The 20,901-nt window shown below is 69.8% G+C and carries 14 protein-coding genes; 6 read left to right on the top strand and 8 right to left on the bottom strand.

Going from position 1 to position 20,901, the window contains the following annotated elements; all coding sequences use genetic code 11:
• Positions 1–313 precede the first annotated feature (313 nt).
• The 4 genes from WME85_RS33100 to WME85_RS33085 all read right to left on the bottom strand — a co-directional run bounded on the left by WME85_RS33100 (position 314) and on the right by WME85_RS33085 (position 8,120).
• Positions 314–3,277: a kelch repeat-containing protein gene (locus WME85_RS33100; protein WP_437827097.1), complete on the bottom strand. Its 2,964-nt coding sequence runs from the start codon at positions 3,275–3,277 to the stop codon at positions 314–316.
• A 206-nt stretch (positions 3,278–3,483) separates the two neighbouring features.
• Positions 3,484–5,703: a hypothetical protein gene (locus WME85_RS33095; RefSeq protein ID WP_437827096.1), complete on the bottom strand. Its 2,220-nt coding sequence runs from the start codon at positions 5,701–5,703 to the stop codon at positions 3,484–3,486.
• Between the two features lie 160 nt (positions 5,704–5,863).
• Positions 5,864–6,742 (bottom strand): glycine zipper family protein, encoded by an 879-nt coding sequence (locus WME85_RS33090; protein ID WP_437827095.1) that lies wholly within the window; start codon positions 6,740–6,742, stop codon positions 5,864–5,866.
• 388 nt (positions 6,743–7,130) lie between these two features.
• A complete protein-coding gene (locus WME85_RS33085) occupies positions 7,131–8,120 on the bottom strand; it encodes an ATPase (protein ID WP_437827094.1) in 990 nt (329 codons plus the stop codon).
• A gap of 1,111 nt (positions 8,121–9,231) precedes the next feature.
• Here WME85_RS33085 and WME85_RS33080 point away from each other — a divergent pair.
• The 4 genes from WME85_RS33080 to WME85_RS33065 all read left to right on the top strand — a co-directional run bounded on the left by WME85_RS33080 (position 9,232) and on the right by WME85_RS33065 (position 13,108).
• Complete coding sequence (locus tag WME85_RS33080; RefSeq protein ID WP_437827093.1) at positions 9,232–9,729, top strand: hypothetical protein; 498 nt, start codon at positions 9,232–9,234, stop codon at positions 9,727–9,729.
• The gene (locus WME85_RS33075; RefSeq protein ID WP_437827092.1) at positions 9,726–10,448 is read left to right on the top strand and encodes a hypothetical protein; all 723 of its coding nucleotides are present in this window, start codon (positions 9,726–9,728) and stop codon (positions 10,446–10,448) included. The genes WME85_RS33080 and WME85_RS33075 overlap by 4 nt, the downstream gene beginning before the upstream one ends.
• Complete coding sequence (locus tag WME85_RS33070; protein ID WP_437303027.1) at positions 10,445–11,560, top strand: hypothetical protein; 1,116 nt, start codon at positions 10,445–10,447, stop codon at positions 11,558–11,560. Before WME85_RS33075 ends, WME85_RS33070 begins: the two co-directional genes overlap by 4 nt.
• A 438-nt stretch (positions 11,561–11,998) precedes the next feature.
• Positions 11,999–13,108 (top strand): hypothetical protein, encoded by a 1,110-nt coding sequence (locus tag WME85_RS33065; protein WP_437827091.1) that lies wholly within the window; start codon positions 11,999–12,001, stop codon positions 13,106–13,108.
• 43 nt (positions 13,109–13,151) lie between these two features.
• On the opposite strand, the gene WME85_RS33060 is transcribed toward WME85_RS33065, so the two are convergent.
• From WME85_RS33060 to WME85_RS33050, 3 genes are read right to left on the bottom strand one after another with little or no spacing between them, the layout of a single operon-like run.
• Complete coding sequence (locus tag WME85_RS33060; protein WP_437827090.1) at positions 13,152–14,690, bottom strand: hypothetical protein; 1,539 nt, start codon at positions 14,688–14,690, stop codon at positions 13,152–13,154.
• A gap of 37 nt (positions 14,691–14,727) precedes the next feature.
• Positions 14,728–16,359 (bottom strand): hypothetical protein, encoded by a 1,632-nt coding sequence (locus WME85_RS33055; RefSeq protein ID WP_437827089.1) that lies wholly within the window; start codon positions 16,357–16,359, stop codon positions 14,728–14,730.
• Between the two features lie 14 nt (positions 16,360–16,373).
• Positions 16,374–17,369, bottom strand: a complete 996-nt coding sequence (locus tag WME85_RS33050) for a PEGA domain-containing protein (RefSeq protein ID WP_437827088.1) — start codon at positions 17,367–17,369, stop codon at positions 16,374–16,376.
• Positions 17,370–17,719: 350 nt separating this feature from the next.
• On the opposite strand from WME85_RS33050, the gene WME85_RS33045 reads away from it, so the two are divergent.
• Positions 17,720–18,799, top strand: coding sequence for a sigma-70 family RNA polymerase sigma factor (locus WME85_RS33045; RefSeq protein WP_437827087.1), 1,080 nt, complete (start codon positions 17,720–17,722; stop codon positions 18,797–18,799).
• A 150-nt stretch (positions 18,800–18,949) separates the two neighbouring features.
• On the opposite strand, the gene WME85_RS33040 is transcribed toward WME85_RS33045, so the two are convergent.
• Complete coding sequence (locus WME85_RS33040) at positions 18,950–19,309, bottom strand: BON domain-containing protein (protein ID WP_437842417.1); 360 nt, start codon at positions 19,307–19,309, stop codon at positions 18,950–18,952.
• On the opposite strand from WME85_RS33040, the gene WME85_RS33035 reads away from it, so the two are divergent.
• Complete coding sequence (locus WME85_RS33035) at positions 19,298–20,869, top strand: hypothetical protein (protein WP_437842626.1); 1,572 nt, start codon at positions 19,298–19,300, stop codon at positions 20,867–20,869. The genes WME85_RS33040 and WME85_RS33035 overlap by 12 nt on opposite strands.
• The last annotated feature ends 32 nt before the right edge of the window (positions 20,870–20,901 follow it).

Below are 20,901 nucleotides of genomic sequence, written 5' to 3'. Positions count from 1 at the left end.
CCGTTGTGGCCGGTAGACCACCACGAAAATTCGATTCCAGGCGGTCGAAGTTGCGCGAGCGCGCGGTACGTGCCGGCGAGTATCCGACCGCTGAAGAAGCTCCAATCATGCGCTCTCACATCGCGGTCGGCCTGACCCGTGACATCGGCGCGCGCCTCGCGGCGTCTGGCACCGGCAGGTCGTGCGCGCGCCGGGCGTGATGATCTTCATCACGCCCGGCGACGGTACCCAGCACCGCGCCTGCTGAGCCCACGCTACGGTTCGCGGATTCCCCTGGATTGATGGCGGATGGAGACGCTGCTGTCGACCGACGTCACGCCGCGCTGCGCGGGCGCGTCACCGCAGGGCCGCTGGGCCTCGCGGAGCGCCGGCGCACGCGCAGGGCAGCGAGCCCTCCGGCGAGGACGAGCCATGTCGGTGTACCCTGGATTCCGGACGTCATCTGGCATTGCCAGTTACCGATGTAGCCGCCTGGCAGGCCGCCGCCGGCGCCGCTCTGCGCGCCGGTTTCACCGGCGCTGCCCCCTTCGCCCGTCCCGCTGCCATGGCCTGCGCTCGCGGTCGTGGTGCCGCCGCCGCCAGCTGTGCTGGCATCACCGCCGCTGCCGCCGGCGCCGCTGGCATCACCGCCGCTGCCGCCGGCGCCACCCTCTCCTCCTGCGCTCGGCAAGCATACGCCAGCCTGGCAGACCCCTGTGCCCGGACGCTGCCCAGGAACATAGAGGTGGACGAGAGGGGACGGGTAGGACGCAGCGCCGAGCTCGCCGCCCACCATCATGACGCGCCCGTCATCCAGCCGCGCCATCACGGGGTTGGAGAGCGGGATGTCCAATCGAGGCCCCGGCGACCAGATGTCCGTCGACGGATCGTATAGCTCAGCCGTATAATCGAGCGAGTACATACCATCCAGATTGCCCGTCACGAGCACCCTGCCGTCGGCGAGGAGCACGGCCCGAGTCCCATTCCGCCGGGTGGCCATCTCCGCCGCTGGCGTCCAGGTGTCGCTCGCCGGATCATAGAGCTCGGCTGTCGCGACGCCGACGCCGTCGGAGTTGCCCCCCAGGACGAGCACCCTGCCGTCGTTGAGCAGCGTGGCCCGATGCCCCCGGCGTGCCGAGAGCATCGACGCCACAGGCGTCCAGACGTCGGCCGCCGGGTCGTACACCTCTGCGCGCCCCACGGGGTCGTCGCCGCCGGTGACGAGCACTCTGCCGTCCTGGAGCAGCGTCGCCGTGGGACTCCGTAGCCCCGCAGGCCCGGGGGCGACCAGGGTCCAGACGTCCGCGACGGGATCATACACCTCCGCGGATCCGTCGCTGCCCCCCGTGACGAGCACCCTCCCGTCCTGGAGCCGCGTCGCCGTGCCCGATGTGCGATTCAGGAGCATGGGCGCGGCCGCTTGCCATGCGCCCGTGGCCGGGTTGAACCGGTCCACGCGGCCGCGACTGGCCACGAGGACCGTGCCGTCCTGCAGCAGCGTGGCGTACATGATCGACCGCACCACCGGCAGAACCCCCCCGATGAGCTGCCATTGGTCGATGCTCGGGTCGTAGCGCATCGCCCTCCAGCGGCTGCCAGAGCTATCCTCCGTCCCCAGGACCAGCACCGTGCCGTCCTGCAGCAACGTGGCCGTGCGCGCGTACTTCATCTCGTCCGGCATCCGCGCCGCGGCCTGCCAGGCGTCCGGCGTCCCCTCGACATCGCAGCGCGCGCCGTCCGGCTTCTCGGGCGCGGGCCCCGAGCACCCGAGCGCAGGATCGCACGCGGGAGGCTCGTGGCAGCCGTCCGGCGGCTCGCAGCTCGCCGGGCTCGCCGCGACGCAGGCGCCCCCCTCGCACGTGCTCGTCGCGGAGCACACCTCGCCGTCGTTGCACGGGGTTCCGTCGGGCGCCGGGGTGCCGCCAGCGCAGGTGCCCGCCTCGCACACGCCTCCCTCGATGCACGCGTCGGTGTCGTCGCAGGGCGTGCCCGAGAGCGGCGTGCAGACGCCGTCCTGCGCGGCCCCGGCCGAGGCCGCGCACGCGTCGCACGGACCGGCACAGGCCGCATCGCAGCAGACCGAATCCGCGCAGAAGCCGCTGGCGCAGTCGCCGCCGGCCTCGCAGGCCCCTCCGAGCGGCGCGCGCTCGTGGAAGAGCATGGCGGAGGCCGTCGGCACCAGCGCGGCGCCGGACGCGACGAGCCCGCCCGCGATCAGCACGCTGCCGTCGTCGAGGCTCGTCGCCGTGTGATACCCGCGATCCATCAGATTGCGCGGCCGCACGTCGAGGGGCACCCAGGAAGCTCTCGCCGGATCATAGAGCTCCGGCGCGATCTTGAATTCGTGATAGTGGGACTCGTTCCAGGGATGGCCATTCTCGTCGTAGGCTGCGCAGTAGTACGACATCACGCCTCCTGTCAGGAGGACGCGTCCGCTGGGAAGCAGTGAGACGGCCACGCCCCTGTCGAAGTCCGCGTCCGGCTCGCAATCAGCGAGTATGTCGATGGGGACGTCATGCCCCGGGATCGCCACCCAGAGATCGGCCTCGGGGAGGTAAAGCTGCGAGAGGAGCCGGTTCCAGGGCAGGACGCCGCCCACGAAGACGACGTGGCCGCTGGCGAGCCGCGTCGCGCGGTACCCCGAGTAGCGGTCGACGAAGTCGGAGGTCGGTGTCCAGGTATCGGTCTCCGGATCGTAGATGTTGCCGCGGCCGTTGTTCACCGCGAGCACGCGGCCGTCCTGGAGCAACGTCGCGGTCGCGGCGGCCGCGCCGCTCAGCGATCGGATGGGAGTCCATGTGCCCGCGAGGTCATCATAGATGCTGCCCGCGAGGGCGCCCGACGCGCCGCCGAGCATCATCAGCTTGCCGCCCGGGAGGAGCACGGCCTTGGGCGCCGTGAGCGCCGGAGTCAGGGGCGCCGCCGCGCTCCACAGATCGAGATCCGGGGAATAGACCTCGACGTGCTCGCCGTCCGTCGAGAGCGCCAGCCCGTCCGGCAGCACGGCCGTCGCGGCGACCTCGCGGAGCGCGCTGGGAAGCGGCGCCGCGGGCGCCCACGTCTTGCTCGCCGGGTCGTAGAGCTCGGCCTCGCGGACGAGCACGGTCCCGTCGCTGCCGTGGCCCCCCGCCACGAGCACCCGACCGTCCTGGAGCAACGTGGCCGCGTGCCCGCTGCGCGGGGTGATCATCGAGGGCAAGCTCTCCCAGGACGGCGCTCCGGCCGCCCAGACCTCCCCCGCTGGCAGCGCCACCGCCGCGCAGGCCAGGCCAACGCCCAGTAACCAGCTCGATTGCATTCAGTACCTCCTTCGCCGCCGTCTGGTGCCTCCCGGTCGCTGAGCGTTCAGCTCCTGGAGCACCGTCGGGGCGGCCAAGGCGCGCGAGGACCCTGCCACGCGGCGGGCCCAGAACGGCGCTTCCGGCGAACAGGCGCGCTTCTACTCCGGCGCGCCGAGCATGGAAACGTCGAGGTGGGCCCGTATCCGAAGCGGGTGCCCGCCGCTCAGGCGCGCGGGCTTCGCTGGGCGAGCTCGTCGAGGCCGAGCTCCCGCGCCTTCTCGGCGAGCGCCTGGAGCTTCTTCTTGCCGTCGTCGTCGGTGCCGGGCAGGAGCGACGTGAGCATCCCGGACAGCGTGCCGTCCTTGGGCCGCGCGAGGGGCGCGGGGTGGGCGACGAGCTGCTTCAGGTCCTCGGGGAGGCTCGCGTTGCCGTTCAGGTAGTCGCCGACGAGCGCGCGCACCGTGGCGCTCTGGTCGACCATGCCGTCGACCGACTGGCCCAGGGTGACCGCCTTGACGAAGCGGTCGAAGAACGCCCCGTCGCCGCCCACGATGTTGATCTTCGCCTGCTCGAACGCGCCCCGCAGGATCTCGGCCTGCGCCCGCGCGATCTCGGCCCGGATGCGCAGCGACTCGAGCTCCACCGCCCGCTCCTTCTCGAGCCGGAGGCGGAACTCCTCGTGCTCGCGCCCGACGCCGTCGAGCGCCTTCATGGCCGCCGCCTTCTCCGCCGTGCCCGCGGCCTCGGCCAGGAGCCGCTGCTTGATCGCCGTCGCCTCGGCGAGGCCCGTCTTCTCCACGGCCAGCGCCTCGGCCTCGCGCGTCCTCGCGGCCGCGAGCCCCTTCTGCTCGATGCCCGCGGCCTCGGCGAGGAGCCGCTCCCGGGCGACGAGCGCCTCGGCGCGCCCCTGCTTCTCGATCGCCTGCGCCTCCGCCTCCTTCACGAGCACCCGCGCGAGGCCCTGCTTCTCCTCGCCGACGGCGGCGGCGTTCATCTTCTCGAGCGCCACGCGCGCCTCGGCGAAGCCCTGCTTCTCGATCGCCTGCGCGTCGGCCTCCTTCACGCGGATGCGCGCCAGCCCCTCGGCCGCGGACTCGGCCTGCACGCCCTCGGCGATGCGAATCTTCGCGCGGGCGGCCTTGTCGCTCGCCTCGAGCTCGGCGTCGGCCGTGATGAGCTTCTCGCGCGCCCGGAACTTCGCCGCCTCCTCGCTCGCCTCGGCGCCCTTGATGTGCTTGACGAGCTGCTCCTGCGCCTCGGCCTCGGCGTTGATGCGCGTCACGTCCTTGAGGCGCGTCGCCTCGGCCACGGCGCGCACGTCCTTGATTCGCTCCTCCTCCTCGGCCACCGTCTTCTCGACCGCGATCCGCGCCCGGACCACGTCGGCGATGTCCTTGCGCTGGAGCTCCAGCTCCTTCTCGCGGGCGATCTGCTGGAGCGCCACGTCGCGCTCGCGGCTCACGATCTCGAGCTGCCGCGCCTTCTCGACCCGCTCGGTCTCGACGGCGACCTCCCGCTCCTTGTTCTTCTGGGCGACCGAGACCCCGCGCTCCTTCGCCTCGCGGGCGATGAAGGCCTCCTCGTCGTTCTTCTCCTGGAGGAGCACCGTCTTCTTGCGCTCCTCGCTGGTGATGCGCGCGGCCTCGTTCTGCTCGCGCGCCTGCGCCACCGCGATCTCCTTCGCCTTCTTCGCCTCGGCCTCGGCCCGGCGCTGCTCGAAGCGGAAGATGGCCTCGTCGGAGTTCAGGTTCTGGCTGCCGATCTCCATCCGCTCCTTCTGGCGGAGCTCGTTCGTGAGCACGTTCTGCGCGACCGTGAGCTCGGTGATCTTCCGGATGCCCTCGGCATCCATGATGTTGTCCTTGTCGAGCAGCTCGACGGGCGTCTGCTCCAGGTAGTCGATCGCCGCGTCGGCGAGCACGAACCCGCTCAGGTCCTTGCCGATGACGTCGAGGATGTCGTCCTTGAACTTCTGCCGCTCCTTGTAGAGGTCCTCGAAGTTCAGGCGCTTGCCCACGGTCTTCAGCGCCTCGGAGAACTTCGCGGCGAAGAGCTGCTCGAGCGTCTCCGGGTTCGACGCGCGGACGCAGCCGATGGTCCGGGCGACGGTGCGCACGTCGTCCTGCGTCTTGTTCACCTGCACGAAGAAGGTGACCTTGATGTCCGCGCGGATGTTGTCCTTGCAGATGAGGCCCTCCTTGCCGCGCCGGTCGATCTCGATCGTCTTGACCGAGATATCCATGTACTCGGCGCGGTGGATGATCGGGATCACCAGCGTCCCGGTGAAGGTGACGATGGGATCTTCGCCTCTCGTGTTGATGATCAGCGCCTTGCCTTGATCCACCTGGCGGTAGAACTTGGCGTACATGACCAGCATCCCGAAGGTGACGAAGGCGAGGACACCGACGAGGGCGATGATGAGGGGGACGGTCAGAGTGGGCACGCGGAGCTCCTTCGCGTTGTCCGGCGAGGGGAGGGCGCTGGCCCCCGCGCCCGCTTCCGCGTGAGCGAGGGTCAGGCGCCCAGACCTGAGCCGGATAGGGGGCCGCACGATGCCCCCTCGGGGAGGAGCGTACACGAAACCGCCAGCGCGCCAGCGGCGTTCAGCTGCGGCGCAGGCGTGCTTCCCGGGCGCTCGCCGTGGGGGCGTCGTCGGCCTCGTCGGCCTCGGCTTCGCGCGGCGACGCTTCCGCGGGGGACGCAACGCGCTCGGCGAGGGGCGGGGGCGGGCCCAGCAGGGCGTCGAGCGGCTCGACGCTGAAGACCTCGCCGCCCGGGTCCCAGCTCACCAGCAGCGCGCGGTCGCCGCGGCGGAGGGCGCCGGGCGTGTCGCTGCGCACGTCGAGGATGTGGCTCGCGCCGCCCTCGTCGATGACCGCCTGGCCGAAGCGCTCGTCGACGCGGCCGGTGGAGATGACGCACACGCGGCCGACGAGGTCCTTCTTCGACGTGGCGTGCCGGGTCACGAACAGCGGGCCGAGCGGCCGCACCGCCAGCGAGGTCAAGAGGACGGCGGCGGTGAGCGACCCCGCGAGCACCGCGAGGCCGAGCGCCCAGCGCGGCAGCCCGGCGCCGACCCAGGCCGGCTCGGCGAGCATCGTGGACAGGGCGCTGGTGAACCAGCCGAACGCCGCGACGAGCGTGAGCGTCACGGTGGCGGGCACGCGGTGGAGCTGCAGCGCGACGAGCACCGAGCCGACGCCGTGCGCGCCGTCGCCCCCGTCGGCGAGGCCCTCGGTGGTGCCCTCGAGCGCGCCCTTGGCGGCGCCCTCGAGCGCGCCCTTGGCGGCGCCCTCGAGCGCGCCCTTGGCGGCGCCTGGCAGCGCGCCGAGGTCGGGCGCGGCGTCGCCGTGGGCGCCGCCGAGCAGGTCGAGGTCGAGCGCGCCGAGGAGCACGAACAGCCAGTAGATGAGCGCGAGCGCGAGCACGACCGTGAAGATCACGGCAGGGAACAGCAGCGACGCGGCGAGCACCTCGGCCATGGGCAGACGCGAGCAGGGCGCGGGCGCAGGGGGGTGGTGCACGATCGGCGCCCGCGACCGGCGTCTCCGATTGGATCACAGGGAGGGCGTGCGTGGGGCCAAATTGCGACGGCCGGCGCGCCGCCGAAAAGGCTTGACGGGCCCGGGTAGGCGTTCGCTGCGAGCCGCGTCGATCCGGGGTCGAGCGGCCTGCGGACGAAGCGGCAGGGCCCGAGCCCGCAGCGCGACCCGGCCGCGGCGGTCCTGGCCGCGGCGGTCCTGGCCGCGCCGCGCGCCTCGATCGCTCGGCCGGCCTACCCGTGTGCGATGCGTCGAGCGCCCCGCCGGCGTCGAGGGCGGCGTTCGCTCGCGCGGAGGCCCTAGGCCGTGCGGCGGCGGTTCAGGGCGGTCATCGCTCGTCCTCGTCCTCACCGGGGGCGACGTCTTCCGGCGCCTCATCTTCCTCATCGCCCTCGTCGGGCGCGTCGCCCTCCGTTTCGTCCTCGTCCAGCGCGCCATCGTCCTCCGCGCCGGCCTCGCCTTCCTCTTCTCCTCCGGTGGACGCGCCGCCGCGGGAGACGGGGAAAGGCGCGTAGTCTTTCGTCTTGTCCGTGCCGGCGTACCAGTACTCCGCGGCGGCGCGCAGCCTTCGCTCGGCGTTCACGACGAGCGTGTACGCGGCGTCGCGGAGCTTGCGCGAGCGCAGCGCCTCGGGGGAGAGCGTCTTGTCGGCGAGCATGCGCGCGAGCAGCGGAGAGAGCTCGCGGAGGCGGGTCACGGCGGCGGCCTCGCCGCGAGGTGCCCTGTCGATCGCCTCGGCGTGCTCGGAGCAGAGCAAGAGCAGATCGGAGACGTCCTGGACCAGATCCGCGTCGCCGTTGCCCGCGCGGATGGCCATGATCCGCTTTTGCCCCTCGGGGCTCTTCTTGAAGCGGAGGTCGAAGAAGCGGAGGAGCGTTTGCCGGTGCAGTGCGGCCTCGGCGGCCGGCTTCGCGAAGGTCGCGGCGGCCTGCTCCTGGCGCTGCTGCGCGGCTTGCCAGCGCGATTGCGTGACGCGGAGGAGCTCGATCTTGTCGCGGAGCCCGTGGATCTCCTCGCGGGTGAGCGGCGGCTCGTCGTCGGGGAAGGGGGTGCGGACGAGCTCCGCCGCGTCGCGCTCGGCGGCGAGCTGGATGCGGCTCGCCCAGATGACGCGCCGGGCGAGCTTGCCGGGAAAATACAGTGTGTTCTCGCCGAGCGACTCGGCCTCTCGGAGGAGCTCGGCCTCCCGGGCGGCGCTGAGCGTATACGATGCTGCTCTGGTCGAGGAGCGAGGCGCGCCCTGCGCCTCGCGTGAAGCGCGCTTCTTTGCTGCCCTGTTGATCCCGGATGCCGTGGTGGTGGATGCCTTCGTTGCCATGGGAAAGATACGCCTCCTTGTCGGGGCCAGCGCCCCTCGGATTGAGGGGCCGGAGAATCGGCGAGGGTATTGGCGGGTGAAGGCATGAGCCAGACGAGAGCACGTTTCATTCGCGTGATGAGGGAAGTGCCGGACTTGAGGTTTGAGAGAGGCGGTGTGTGGCGGAGTCGAGCGGGGCGGCGTGCCGGGGGCCGCGCAGCGAGCAGCGGGTCATCGGGGTGGCCTGGGGTGATGCGCAGGAGGGGGGAAGTGTTGCGCAGGACACAGAAAGGGCTGCGCAGGAGGGGGGCGGGGTTGCGCAGGAGGGCGGCGGGGCTGCGCAGGAAGGCGGCGGGGCTGCGCAGGAAGGCGGCGGGGCTGCGCAGGAAGGCGGCGGGGCTGCGCAGGAAGGCGGCGGGGCTGCGCAGGAGGGGGCGACGGGCGGCGCAGGAGGGCGGTGAGGCTGCGCAGGAGGCGCAGTTTTGTTGTGCAGGTCACAGAACGGACTGCGCAGGAGGCGCGCGACTGTAGCGTAGTTCACGGAATCGGGCGCACAGGAGAGCGGCGGGGCTGCGCAGGAGGGGCGGCGAGGCTGCGCAGGAGAGGCGGCCGGTCTGCGCAGGCGGGCGGCGAGGCTGCGCAGGAGGGGCGGCCGGTCTGCGCAGGCGGGCGGCGAGGCTGCGCAGGAGGGGCGGCCGGTCTGCGCAGGCGGGCGGCGAGGCTGCGCAGGAGGGGCGGCGAGGCTGCGCAGGCGGGCGGCGAGGCTGCGCAGGAGGGCGGCCGGTCTGCGCAGGCGGGCGGCGAAGCTGTGTAGGAGAGCGGTCGGTCTGCAGGAGGGAGGGCGCTTCTTACCGCGTGGTCCTTCTCGCTTGGGCAGATCCTCGTCACCCCTCGGCGTTCCGGTCGAGCGCGCTGATCAAGCTGGCAAGCACTCGCGCCGCGCAGGTGCGCGCGCAACAGTGCACGCCTCGGACGGTCGAACCCACGTCCATTGCGATGTTCTCGCCCAGTTTCCGTTTGACGCCCAATTCTACATTCCGAAGAATGGCTCGCGCCGTCACGTTGCTCGGCTGTTGCTGGGAGGCGAAAGGAGGCGATGAGGACGACATCCCGGCGGCTCTCATCGGCGGCGATGGTCGCTCTCGCGCTTGTTCCGGCGCAGGTGGAGGCGGCCGAGCTGAGCACCGGCGTGGGTGTCGGGTGGATCCAGGCCGGCACCGCTCGGCGTCTCACGGTGGGACCGAACGCGGGGATATCGTGGCACATCACGAGAGAGCTCCTGTTCAGGGTTCACGACCTGTGCAGCGTCGTGCCGCCCATCCAGATCGGTGGGGCCGGCGTTTACAATCATACGTCCGTCGCGGTCGGATACGCGTGGAAGAGCGGCGATGTCAGCGCGGGGCCATCCGCCGCGATCTACTTCATGCCGGCGTGCGGCAGCGCCCTGTGCGGGCGCGTCGCCGGCATGGCCGTGGGCGCGCATGCGCAAGCCAACGCGTACGTCGCCGGGCCGCTCGGCGTGTCGGTGAGCGCCAATGTGGACTGGGTCGGCGGGAGCAGCCTTGTGCTTCCAGGTCATCTGTCGGTGCTTGTTGTCGCCGGTCCCGTGCTTCGATGGGGGGCAAAATGAACGCAAAAAGAAGTCTGCTGCTGATTGTGGCTGTCGCCGTCTGGGTGCTATCGGCGTGCAACTGGACGGTGGGAGACTGCTATCCCCGAGAGGAGTGGGAGAAGGGTGAGGGGGGAGGTGGACCCGTCGGGCCGCCCGTTCCCGTCTTCAGCTCCGGCGCATCGGGGGCCTTCGGGGCGGAGCCGCCAGAAGGCCCGCAGGATGGCAAGAAGGAGAAGATCCAGTGCAACAAGACGGAGGACGACGAGGACGAAGACAAAGACGAAAGCCAGAGCGACAGCTCGGGGAGGCCGACGGATAGCCCGACGAGCCCGCCGGACCCCTGCCAGCAGAGCGGCGCTCCGACCATGGGGTGCGCAAGTAAGCGGTTCGGCCCGTCTGATTTCAAGTTTGTCACGATCGTCGCCGACGATGGGGCTGATGTGGCAGGTGGTTGGCAGGAGGCAAAGTCAGGATTGATCATCTACCTAGAAGATGGCGCAGCAGCGTGTTTTCTTCGCATTGGAATGCCTATAAGAAATCACCTTTGGGGGGTTATATCGGCTGACAATGCGGCAATGTACAGCGCTGAAGTGACAAATATGGTCGCAGGTGAGATGGAGAGGGCGGGTCGTTTTGCGCTGCCACCTGGCATATTCTGCTCAGAGTTTTTCACGAACGTAAAGAATGCGTTCGCGGAACAATACAAGAAACTTGGTGTGGTGGTCAACAAGTCATGAAGCACACGGTCGGTCAACTACTGGACGTCGTCTACCGGTATTTCCCCCGTGGGATCGGCGGTCCCGACCCGAACCAATTTTGGCAGGACGACTCCCAGCGCGAACAGACTGAAGAACACGCTCGGCTCGTCGCTGCGCGGATCCAAGCATCGAAGGACGAACGCTGGCATGCCATGCGACGTCGCATATCAGAGCGATTCCCTGACGTGCTACTCATGAACCGATCACTTCACCTGCCCGCCGGAGCCTGTGACGCGTGTTATTCGTTCACGGTCGATCTGCCGAACGCACCCGACCGTCGAACGCTTTGGTTTCACGTGAGTTTTCTGGCTCCGTACTATGTCGTATACAGCTATCGCATGATCGATCTTGTTAGGCCGCCTGCCGGCTTCGTGGTTCCGTATGGTATCAATTTTTCCATTCCACGAAGTGCTCTGGGGCCCGATCTCGTACTGAACCCGTATGATGAGAGGCTACATAGCGCGACCGTCACCCGGCATGAGCTCACCTTCGATCTGGCGCCGGACGAGCGGCCTTGCGCGACGTGGATCGCCCATGACATCGAGTCGACCTTCGGTTGCGAGCCCATGCCACCAGAGGTCGGTACCACTCTCGTGCCGGGCGTGGTGGTTGGCATGCGCGGTGCGACGTTGTACGATTGTCTTTTTACCATAGATAGTCAGTGGGTGGAACCGTCGCCGCCAGAGCGAGGAGCGGTCGTGACGCTTGAGTCGAGCAGCTTGACAGCTCGGTTTATTGGGGTGCTTACCGTGCTCCGGGCGCACTACCAGATCGGAATGCTGCTCGATTTGCCCAGGATGATTCTGAAGTTGCCGGAGCCATATCGACAGTCGTTTGGGCTTTATTGGTCGGCGTCTACAGACGGCTTCCTGCACAAGGACAAGATGCTGGAGGAGCTTGCGCGCATGCGTCCGCACGACGAATCACCGAAGACTCTCCGCGCCATGGCGGCCAAGCGCGAGCTCGAAGCGCTGGTCGCTTCGTGGGACGGTGAAGGCGAGCCGCCGGCCGCCATGGTCGCTTGGGCCTCCAGCTTCCTGGCGAGTTGGCCCGTGGACTCGGTCGCCGATCTCCGCGCCGATCTCCCATGACGTGACTTCGGCTATTCAGGAAACCGAAGCGTCTCGTGGGTCTCGCCGCTCTCTCCAACCGTCGTGCTGCCATCGTAGTTCCAGTTCGTGCCGCCCTCGCCCGGCCGTCCGGTCTCGATGGTGACGCCCTCGAGCGTGAGCTGGTCCTCGTCGATGTAGGCGACGCCGATCGAGTCGCCGCCGCGCCCGGGGCCGCCGTAGCCGCCGGGCCCGCCTTGGCCGCCCCGACCGCCGAAGCAGGCGGCGAGCTCATCCCCCAGCGTTCCGCCCGGGTGAGATGCGCCGACGGTTTCAGAAGAATGAAAATTACAAGGGCCTCGGTGCCAGGCTCATGAATTGATCCTTCCCTGCATCCTTGGACGCCCCCGAGGTCAATAGGAGGCAGGGATGGGACGGAAAAGGGGGGACATTTGCGCCCGAACTCAAGGCGGAGGCGGTATGGCTATGAAGCACAGTGTTAGAGATCTGCTGGACGTTGTCCACAGATATCACCCACGTGGGATTGACGGGATCGAGCAAGACGACATTCAGCGCTACAAGGAAACCGAGGAGTACGGCCGTCTAGTGGCCGCGCGGCGACGCGCGGCAGCGGACGAACGTTGGCCTGCGTTGCTGCGTCGGATCGAAGAGCGATTCCCTGATTGCGCTGTCATGAACGATTCGTTTCACCTGCCTACGGGGTCCTTGGACGCTTGCTACTCTTTTTCGTTTTCTCTACCAAGCGCAGCCAACGGCCGAACGCTGTGGTTTAAAATTAGTTTCCTCGTTCCTTACTATATTGTCTATGACTATCGCCTGGTCCAGTTTGTGAGGCAGCCAGACAAATTTAGGGTTGTCTTTGGCGGCATCAATTTCTTCATTCCCCGAAGTCCGCGTGATCCGGAGCTCGTGTCAAACTCCGATGAGGAAAGGATAATGAGCGTCACGTTCAATGAGTCGTACATCGACTTCGAGCTATCGGCCGACGAACTTCCGTACGCAGAGTGGATCGCCCGCGACATTGAAGCGACCTTCGGTTGTGAACGCATGCCGCCTGAGGTCGGCGTCGTGCTCGTGCCGGACGTGACGGTGAACTTGCGGACTGTCGGGGAGGCTAGACTCTACGACTGCTTCTTTACGGTCGGTCAGGAATGGGTGCCCGCTTCGCCATGTGAAGTGCGGACACCTGGCGTAGACGTTGATGCGAGCAACCTGACAGGAAGATTCGTTGCAGTCATCAAGGTACTGGCGGCGCTCTACAACATCTTGTGGAGCCTGATGCCAGAGGCGCAGGGCGCCTTCTTCGGGGGGGTGACAACGGATGGGGTCCTGCGCAAAGAGGAAATATTGAGAGTGCTTGCAAAAACTCGGGTGCTCATGGATCCGCCGAAGACTCCGCGCGGAGTCGCTTCCAAGCGCGAGCTCGAAGCTGCCATCCGCGAGCTCGAGGCGCTGGTCGCTTCGTGGGACGGTCAGGGCGCGCCGCCGGCCGCCATGGTCGCCTGGGCCTCGTGCTTCCTGGATAGCTGGCTCGGCGACGCGGATTCTGGCGCCTCCTCATACTCATAGCCGTCGCGGAGATCTGCGCCGTCCTTCCGCGACGTGACCGCGGCTATTCCGGAAAGCGAAGCGTCTCGTGGGCCTCGCCGCTCTCTCCCACCGTCGTGCTTCCGTCGTAGTTCCAGCTCGTGCCGCCCTCGCCCGGCCGTCCGGTCTCGATGGTGACGCCCTCGAGCGTGAGCTGGTCCTCGTCGATGTAGGCGACGCCGATCGAGTCGCCGCCGCGCCCGGGACCGCCGTAGCCGCCGGGCCCTCCTTGGCCGCCCCGACCGCCGTAACAGGCGACGAGCTCATCCCCCTGCATTCCGCCCGGTGCGCCTCTGCCGCCTCGGCGGCCGTCCTGGGGTTTCCCGCCGTCGCCGCCCCTGCCGCCATAGTCCGCCGTGATCTTGGTGTCGCGCACGGTCACCCGGGCGTGAAGCGCGAGGACGCCGATGGACGGCTGTCCATTCGCTCCCCCGCGGCCTCCTCGGCCTCCGCAACCGCCGGCCCCTCCCGAGCCTCCTCCGGGGCCACCCTTGGAGGCCACGCCGCACACGGCGAGCCCGCCCCGACGACCGCCGCCGCCGCCGCCGCCCTGGCCCGGTGTGCCCCAGGTCCCCTGGCCGCCCGCGTCGCCCTCCCATCCTGTCGCGGTGAGGCGCCCGATGCCCCTGCCGGGCGCGCCCTGCGTTCCCGGAGCCCCGGGCCCCCCGTCGGACCCGTCGTAGCAGGGGACATTGTCCTGCTCCGCGGTGCCACCGATGCCCGAGGGCGACGGTTCTCGCTCCGAGGCGGGCTCCCCGTCGCCTCCATCCTCGGCGCCGTCGGGTAGCCCGTCCCCCCCTTTGCCGCCGATGCTCGTGTGCCCGCTCTCGCACTGGTTCACGGCCGCAGGCGCACCGGCGACGACGGTCGCCGAGCACGCGTGCCCACCGAAATTGCCATCCGGTCCGTCCATTGGCCCGATCTGCCACGTCTCGCCAGGGCTGCCTGCACCTCCCAGGCGGGCGGAGATCTCGCTCCGCAGGATCTCCACCGCGGTGTCGGACTGAACGAGTACGCCGACCTCGCCCGCCGAGCGGACGTAGAGATCGGCGAGCGTCGACACCCCGTCCACGGCCCCCGTGTCCTCGGGGCCCGCGGGCTCGACGATCACCATGGGGCCGATGACCCGATGGTGAGTGAACTGGGTCCGCGGGGGCAGGGAGTCGCGCACCCATTTCCGGCAGTGAAAGCCCCCGAGAAGATCCACGCCGGAGGGCACCCTGATCTCGTCCACGATGAATCCCTCGTTGCAGAGGAACACGCGCCCTCGTCCAGCGCGCGCGAGCTCGATGGCGCGCGCGACGGTGTACACCGGCTTCGCCTTCGTTCCGGGGTTCCTGTCGTCGCCAAAACCGTAGTTTCCGGCGAGAAACACGCCGCAGCCGTCGTCGAGGATACCGGCGGCGACATGCTCCACGCAGACCGACTCGGGAGGCGGCTCATCCTCGCACGAGGTGCCTTCACAAGGCGTCACGCCGGGGTCGTTCACGCCGGGCGCGGTTCCGCAGCCGATCGCCCACGGCGACAACAGGAGGACGACGGTAGCAGCGGTGGTCTTTCTCATAGGCATCTCCTGACGTGCGCCGCCAGTACAGGGCGGTTCATCGAGGCGGCTCCGGGGCCGGCGCATCGAACCGGTACCAGAACAGCGTAGTCCCATCGTTCCCCTTGCCGAGCCCGCTTTCCAAGGTTGCATTGGCGCCGATCCCCCCGGTGCCGGCTTGTCCGGGCGAGACCGTCGCATCCTCCAAGATGGCCACGGAGGCGCCCACGGAGCCGATGCCGAGCGAGTGGCCCCCGAGACCGCCGCCGGCATCGCCCCCGCGACCGCCGTCGCCGCCAAAGCCGCCGTCGCAGCCCGGCGACGTGTCGGTCACAGAACCGCGTCCACCCTTGCCGCCGGCAACTCCGAAGCCTCCCCACTGGCCCGTCCCGCCGACCCCGCCATCGCCGCCCTTGGCCCCGAGGACCGTGCTGGCCTTGACCGTGAGATCGCTCCCCTGCAGTGCCACGATCGCGATGCTCGCGCCGCCGTAGCCGCCCCCCTGGCCCCCTTTGCCCCCGCAGCCGCCGCTTCCCCCCGATCCCCCGGCCGCACCGGCCTGGGGCCGATCTGTCGGACACGCGTTCCTGGTGGGGTCGCGCCCTTTGCCGCCGCCGCCTCCGCCACCGCCCTGGCCGACGCCGCCCTTCCCCCCATCTTTACCGCGGACGCCGACCCATCCGTCGAGGCCCAGGAGGCCAGCGCCAACCGCCCCGTCCGCGCGCTCTGCATCGGTGCCGACTGCTCCCCTCCCGCCATCCTCGCAGTCCATGCCGACCGCGCCGGAGCCACCCAGGCCGAGGTCGGGCGGACTCCCGGCCGGTTCCGGCAGCCCTGACGCTCCATCGCGGCCGGCCTGGAGGCCACCATCGCCCCCCTGGCCACCCGTCGACTCGATGCCGTCGCCGCACACCGTCACGACCGGAAGGGCGCCTGGCGCCATGTCCGCGGTGCAGGCGTCCGCGCCGTTGTTCCCAACCACGCCGGCGTTCGCGCGGAAGCTCGGCGCGTCCTCGCCCGGCTCTCCCTCCTTGCCATCGCCTGCGAGGATCACACTCGCCTGCACGATCGCCCTGGCCCCATGCTCCAGGATCATCGCGATCGACGACTTGCCATCGCTCGCGGAGGCGTCGGCCGCCACGGCGCGCACGCCGAAGATCACCGACGTCGCGTCGTCCTCCGCGATGATCGCGTCGTCCCCCCCGACGACCCGCACCGGGATCCCCACGGGCGGCGCGATGACGGTCAACGCGTGCTGCTCGTCGAGCGGCCCGCCGTAGGACCAGTCGCCGCCGGCACACTGACGGCCGCCCCAGAGGTCGACTCCCTGGGGGAGCGAGATCGCCTCCTCGAACACCCCGCCGCACGCGTACACGCGTCGGGTCGGCGCTTGGCCGTTGCCTCGAACGTGTGCGGCGAGGCCGATCGCGCGTTGTAACGTCCTCACCGGCGCGCCCTTCGTGCCGGGGCTGCTGTCGTCGCCCTGCTCGCTGACGAACACCCCGCACGCGTCGAGCGCCATCGCCGTGGCCGGGTCGCCGTCACAGAGAGACTCCGGCGGCGACATGCAAGTGCGTTCGTCGTAGCAGCCGTCACCGTAAGCGCACCCGGAGAGGCTGCCCGCGCCGCCCGTGCAGAGGGCCCCCACGGTGAGCAGCAATCGCAATCGTCGCACTTCGCGCAGAGGCATGCCTTGCTCCCTGATCACCACGCGCCGTGTGCCACGAAGCCGACCTGCGCCGGCGTGACCGCCGGCGTCAGCGCGAGCCGAGCTCCCATGGGTTCAGCCCGCAGAAAGGAGAAATCCGTGAAGAACGAAGCCAGGGTCGCGGCGCCCACGACGCCGCTCGTCACCACCATGGCCGTGCCGAGCCCGGCGAAGAGGTCGCGCGCTCGCCGGAGGCGCGTCAGCTCGGAGCACACCGCCGGCTTCGGTGGTTCCCGACAAATCCCCTGCGAGACCCCCGCGGCGTCGAGCCTCCTGTTCCGCTCCTGCAGGTCCCCGTGCGCCGTGCTCGCGCGAACCATGAACACCACGCCGAGCGAGCCTGTTGCCGCCGTCAAGCCGATGCCGGCGATGCGCAGCGTCCCCGGCCAGGAAGCCCACGGGTCTGCCGGCGGGCCGGGAGCCCGCGCGCGCGCAGGGGGCGCTGCGCTCGCCGGCTTCGGCGCAGCCGGCGCCTGGTCCTTGGCGCGGCTCACCGCCGCGTCTGGCAGCTTCATTGAGATCTCGTGCTCCGCAGCCGCCACGGCGCGTACTCCATGCATCGATTCTCCGTGACCCGGCGCGCGGGCCCGCACGATGTGGTGGCCGGGCTCGAAGAACAGCTTGTACGTCCGCGCGGTCCGGCCGATGGCCTTGCCGTCGATGAACACCTCGGCGTCCGGCGGATCCACGGCGAGAATCAGCGTCGCGACGAACGGCCTTGCCTTGCGGAGTCCTTCCCCGAACCTCCGTTGCTGCGCCGGAGGAAGCGCCTCGCGCTGCTCGAGGCTCCACGCCAGATGTTCGGCCGCGTCGCGGTACCTGCGCAGCGCGAGCTCTGTTAGCCCGAGCTCCCCAGCGATCTCGGCGCGCTCGAGCTCCGTGCCGGACGCGGGGTCCGTCGCCTCGAAGGCCGCCTTGTAGGCGGCGTGTGCCTCGGTCCACCGCCCCTGGTCGCGCGCTCTCCGACTACGGCGAACGAGGTCCTTCACCATGGATGAACCGTTGCTCGGTGTTCCCTTCGAATGAACATCCTCTGCGCTGGCCGGGCTCGTGAAGCCCGTTACGGCCCCCAGCGAGAGAAGAAGTGAGAGCGCATGCGCAACGTAACGCATGCGCCGACGGTACTTACGCGCGTCGCGTGGCGTCAACATCCGCGGGAAGGCCGTGAAATGACGTTCCTGGCGAGAACAAATAGGACGAGACCGTAAAGCAGGCGTCGACGTCCAGCACCAGGCGTCCCGACGGTGGTCCGTGTGGGCACAAGGAGTACAATGTCCTGCCGAACTTGGCGACCGATGCATTTTCCTGAAGCGTTTCGGGGGGCTCAGGTGTGCTTCCTGCCGTGAGCAAGCCCGCGAGCAACTTCGCCAGCTTCGATCGCTACCGTCGCCTCGCCAGGCGTCGCGGTGTCCCGGCGCAGAGCGCCGAGGACGTCGCCCAGGATGCGCTCCTGCGAGGGCTGGAAGCGGACCAGCGGATCGAGCGGGGTGGGGATCCGGCGCCGTACCACACAACGATCGTCCTCAACCAGGCGCGTAACCACATCCGGGACGCGCGCCGGCGGGGAGAGGTGCTGACGTCGTTTGACGAGCACGAGCTCCGGAGCGAGCGCCCAACCCCGGAAGAATTGCTCCGCTTGCGGCAGCGCGAAGAGGTGCTGCGCGACCTGATGGGCCGGATCGACCCCGGATACCGGGACCTGCTGATCAAGCACGAGCTGGAGGAGATCCCGCTCTCCGAGATCGCCGCCCAGCTGGAGCTCCCCTTGGCGACAGTGAGGACGCAGCACCGCCGAGGCCGGGAACAGCTGGAGCTCGCGGCGCGACGGTGGAGAGCGCAGCGACGTTCGCGCGGACACGAAGAAACCCCCTGTGTGCCGCTGACGTTGGGGCTTTGCCGTCGCGCGTCGCGGCCGGCCTGGCTGCGCCGTCTGGGCGTGAGGATCCTCGTCCAGGGTGCGATTGTCGTGCTGACCGGTGCTCTCGTCGCTGCGGTTCCCCCCGTGCCCAGCCTGGAACCGTCGCGGCTGCGGACGGCGGACCGCGCGCCTGGGACCGCGCCCGTGGCACACGACGTCGCGGCCGCCGGCGCCCGAGACGGCGTGCAGGCCGCCGCGACGCCTGCCAGCGACGAGAGCTCGTCGCTGGCGGGAGGAACCAGCGCGCGCACCGAGGCCATGGTGAGCAGCAAGCCCGCTCCCTTGGCGACGACGCGGCCCCGTGCCTCGTCCCCGGGGAGCGCCGTTCAATCGGCCGACAACGAGCGTGAGCGGAGCCTGATCCGGGACGCCCGGAGGGCCGTCGAGGCCCACGAGGCCATGGCCGACCTCGAGGCGCGCCGGCTGCTCGAGACCCACGCGCGGGAGTTCCCACAAGGGCAGCTCGCCGCGCAGCGCGAAGAGATGCTCAGGCAGCTTCGCTGAACCGTCGGTCGCCCCTCTACACGATCGACACCGACACCTGGATTTCCTGGGAAACTCCTGCACTCAGGTAGGGAGCGCTCGTCGCGAGCAAGCTGCCGCGACGCGGCGCGGAAGTCCGGCCATCCCTGGCCGGACCTCTTCGGGGCGGAGCTACGAGGCGTTCCGGCGCGACGACTCGTTGTTCTTCGTCTCCGACGACGACGTGGCGCCGACGGAGGTCGCAGCGCCGGAAGTGCTCCCGGTGGAGCCGGAGAGGCCCCCGGTGGTGCCGGACGCGGTGGAGCGCTCGCCAGACGACAGCCCGGAGCTCGTCTTCGCCTCGCCCTGCTGCTGCTGCTCGCGGTACATCCGGATCTCGTTCCGCACGTCGGTCACGCCCGAGATCCGCTCCGCGAGCGACTCGAGCTGGTGCTTGAAGCGGCGCTCGCGGACGGTCCCGGAGAGGACGACCTCGCCGTTCTGGACCTTCACCTCGACGTCGCTCGCGTCGAGGTCCGGGTGCTCGGAGATCTGGTCGCAGATGTCCTCGCGAATCCGGTCGTCCGAGCGCTTGTAGCCCTTGGGCGCGCGACCGCGCGAACCGCCGACTCCTCCACCCTGCCCGACGGTATCGAGGAAGCTCCGCCCGCCGGACTGGTGGCCCTGACCGCCGAAGCCCTGCCCACCCGACTGGCCGTAAGAGCCCTGATCGCCCCGGAATCGAGGCTCCTGTCCCTCGTAGCCGTGCTGCTGCCCGGACCGCTCGGTCCAGCCGCGCTCGTCGTCGGCCCACTGCCGGAGGCCGCCGCGGACTCCGTAGCCCTGGTGCTGGCCTCCGCCGAAGCCTCCCTGGCCACCGAAGCCGCCCTGGCCGCCACCAGATCCACCCTGGCCACCGAATCCACCCTGGCCGCCGAAGCTACCCTGGCCGCCACCATAGCCGCCCTGGCTGCCGCCGAATCCACCCTGACCGCCGAAGCTGCTCTGGCCGCCGCCGTAGCCGCCCTGGCTGCCGCTGAATCCACCCTGACCGCCGAAGCTGCTCTGGCCGCCGCCGTAGCCGCCCTGGCTGCCGCCGAATCCACCCTGACCGCCGTAGCCACCCCGGCCGCCGCCGAGCTCATGCTCGCTGCCGAAATAGCCCTGGCCGCCCTGGCCGCCATGGCTGCCGCCGTAGCCGCCCTGGCCGCCGGCGAATCCGCCCTGGCCGCCGAAGGTGCCCTGACCTCCATAGCCGCCCTGGCTGCCGCCGTATCCACCCTGACCACCGAAGCCGCCCTGGCCGCCACCGAAGCCGCCCTGGCCGCCGCCGAATCCGCCCTGGCCGCCGCCGTAACCGCCTTGGCCGCCGCCGAAGCTGCCTTGGCCGCCGTAGCTGCCCTGGCCGCCGCCGAAGTGACCTTGGCCGCCGTGACCGCCCTGGCCGCCGCCGAAGCCGCCCTGGCCGCCACCGAAGCCGCCTTGGCCGCCGCCGTAGCCGCGCCTGGAGCCAAGATCGTCGCGACCTCCTCGCTGGAAGTCATCGCGCTGGCCGCCCGATGCGTGATGCTGGCCTCCGAAGTCCTCGCGCTGTCCCCAGCCGCGCTCCTGCCGGCCTTCCCAGCCGCGCTCGCCACCGTGACCGCGCTCGCCGCCCTGGCTGCGCCAGCCCTGGTCGCGCTCGTGGCCGCGTCCGCCGAGCTCACCCTCGTATCCGCGTCCGCCGAAGTCCCGCTGATCCGACCCACGGAACTCGTCCTGACCGCTTCGGGCATGGCGATGGTCGTCTCGCTGGAGTACTTGCTCGTAATTGCCACGATGTCCGTAGCTAGCATCGCCGGCGGCCCCGCGCTCGCCACGATATCCCTCATCCCCTCGCTGACCCTGGTGTCGCCCAGACCTCTCCTCGTCGCGTCCACGCCCGCCGCTGTACTCCTCGTCGATCCATCCCTGACGATTCGGCATGACTCCTCCGCCTTTCTCTGCGAAACACACGACACATCGGGGAAACCGTGTCGCTCCTGTTTCGTGATCCAGTCGACGCTCGAGCGCACGAGGGACAGCAGTGATCGGGCCGCCTGGTACGCGCCTGTCCGGTGCCGCGTCAGCTGAAAATAACCGGGGCCCCGATGCCCCGACGCGCC

Source organism: Sorangium sp. So ce1153 (assembly GCF_051521595.1).
Classification (GTDB): Bacteria; Myxococcota_A; Polyangia; order Polyangiales; family Polyangiaceae; genus Sorangium.
The sequence above is the reverse complement of the archived record's forward strand: the minus strand, read 5'-3'. Positions and strand labels throughout refer to the sequence as shown.

Coding starts and splice junctions, on each gene's coding strand:
- WME85_RS33050 (WP_437827088.1), bottom strand. CDS start 17,369: ATGGTGAAGGACCTCGTTCGCCGTAGTCGGAGAGCGCGCGACCAGGGG.
- WME85_RS33065 (WP_437827091.1), top strand. CDS start 11,999: ATGGCTATGAAGCACAGTGTTAGAGATCTGCTGGACGTTGTCCACAGA.
- WME85_RS33100 (WP_437827097.1), bottom strand. CDS start 3,277: ATGCAATCGAGCTGGTTACTGGGCGTTGGCCTGGCCTGCGCGGCGGTG.
- WME85_RS33070 (WP_437303027.1), top strand. CDS start 10,445: ATGAAGCACACGGTCGGTCAACTACTGGACGTCGTCTACCGGTATTTC.
- WME85_RS33075 (WP_437827092.1), top strand. CDS start 9,726: ATGAACGCAAAAAGAAGTCTGCTGCTGATTGTGGCTGTCGCCGTCTGG.
- WME85_RS33055 (WP_437827089.1), bottom strand. CDS start 16,359: ATGCCTCTGCGCGAAGTGCGACGATTGCGATTGCTGCTCACCGTGGGG.
- WME85_RS33060 (WP_437827090.1), bottom strand. CDS start 14,690: ATGAGAAAGACCACCGCTGCTACCGTCGTCCTCCTGTTGTCGCCGTGG.
- WME85_RS33080 (WP_437827093.1), top strand. CDS start 9,232: ATGGTCGCTCTCGCGCTTGTTCCGGCGCAGGTGGAGGCGGCCGAGCTG.
- WME85_RS33085 (WP_437827094.1), bottom strand. CDS start 8,120: ATGGCAACGAAGGCATCCACCACCACGGCATCCGGGATCAACAGGGCA.
- WME85_RS33090 (WP_437827095.1), bottom strand. CDS start 6,742: ATGGCCGAGGTGCTCGCCGCGTCGCTGCTGTTCCCTGCCGTGATCTTC.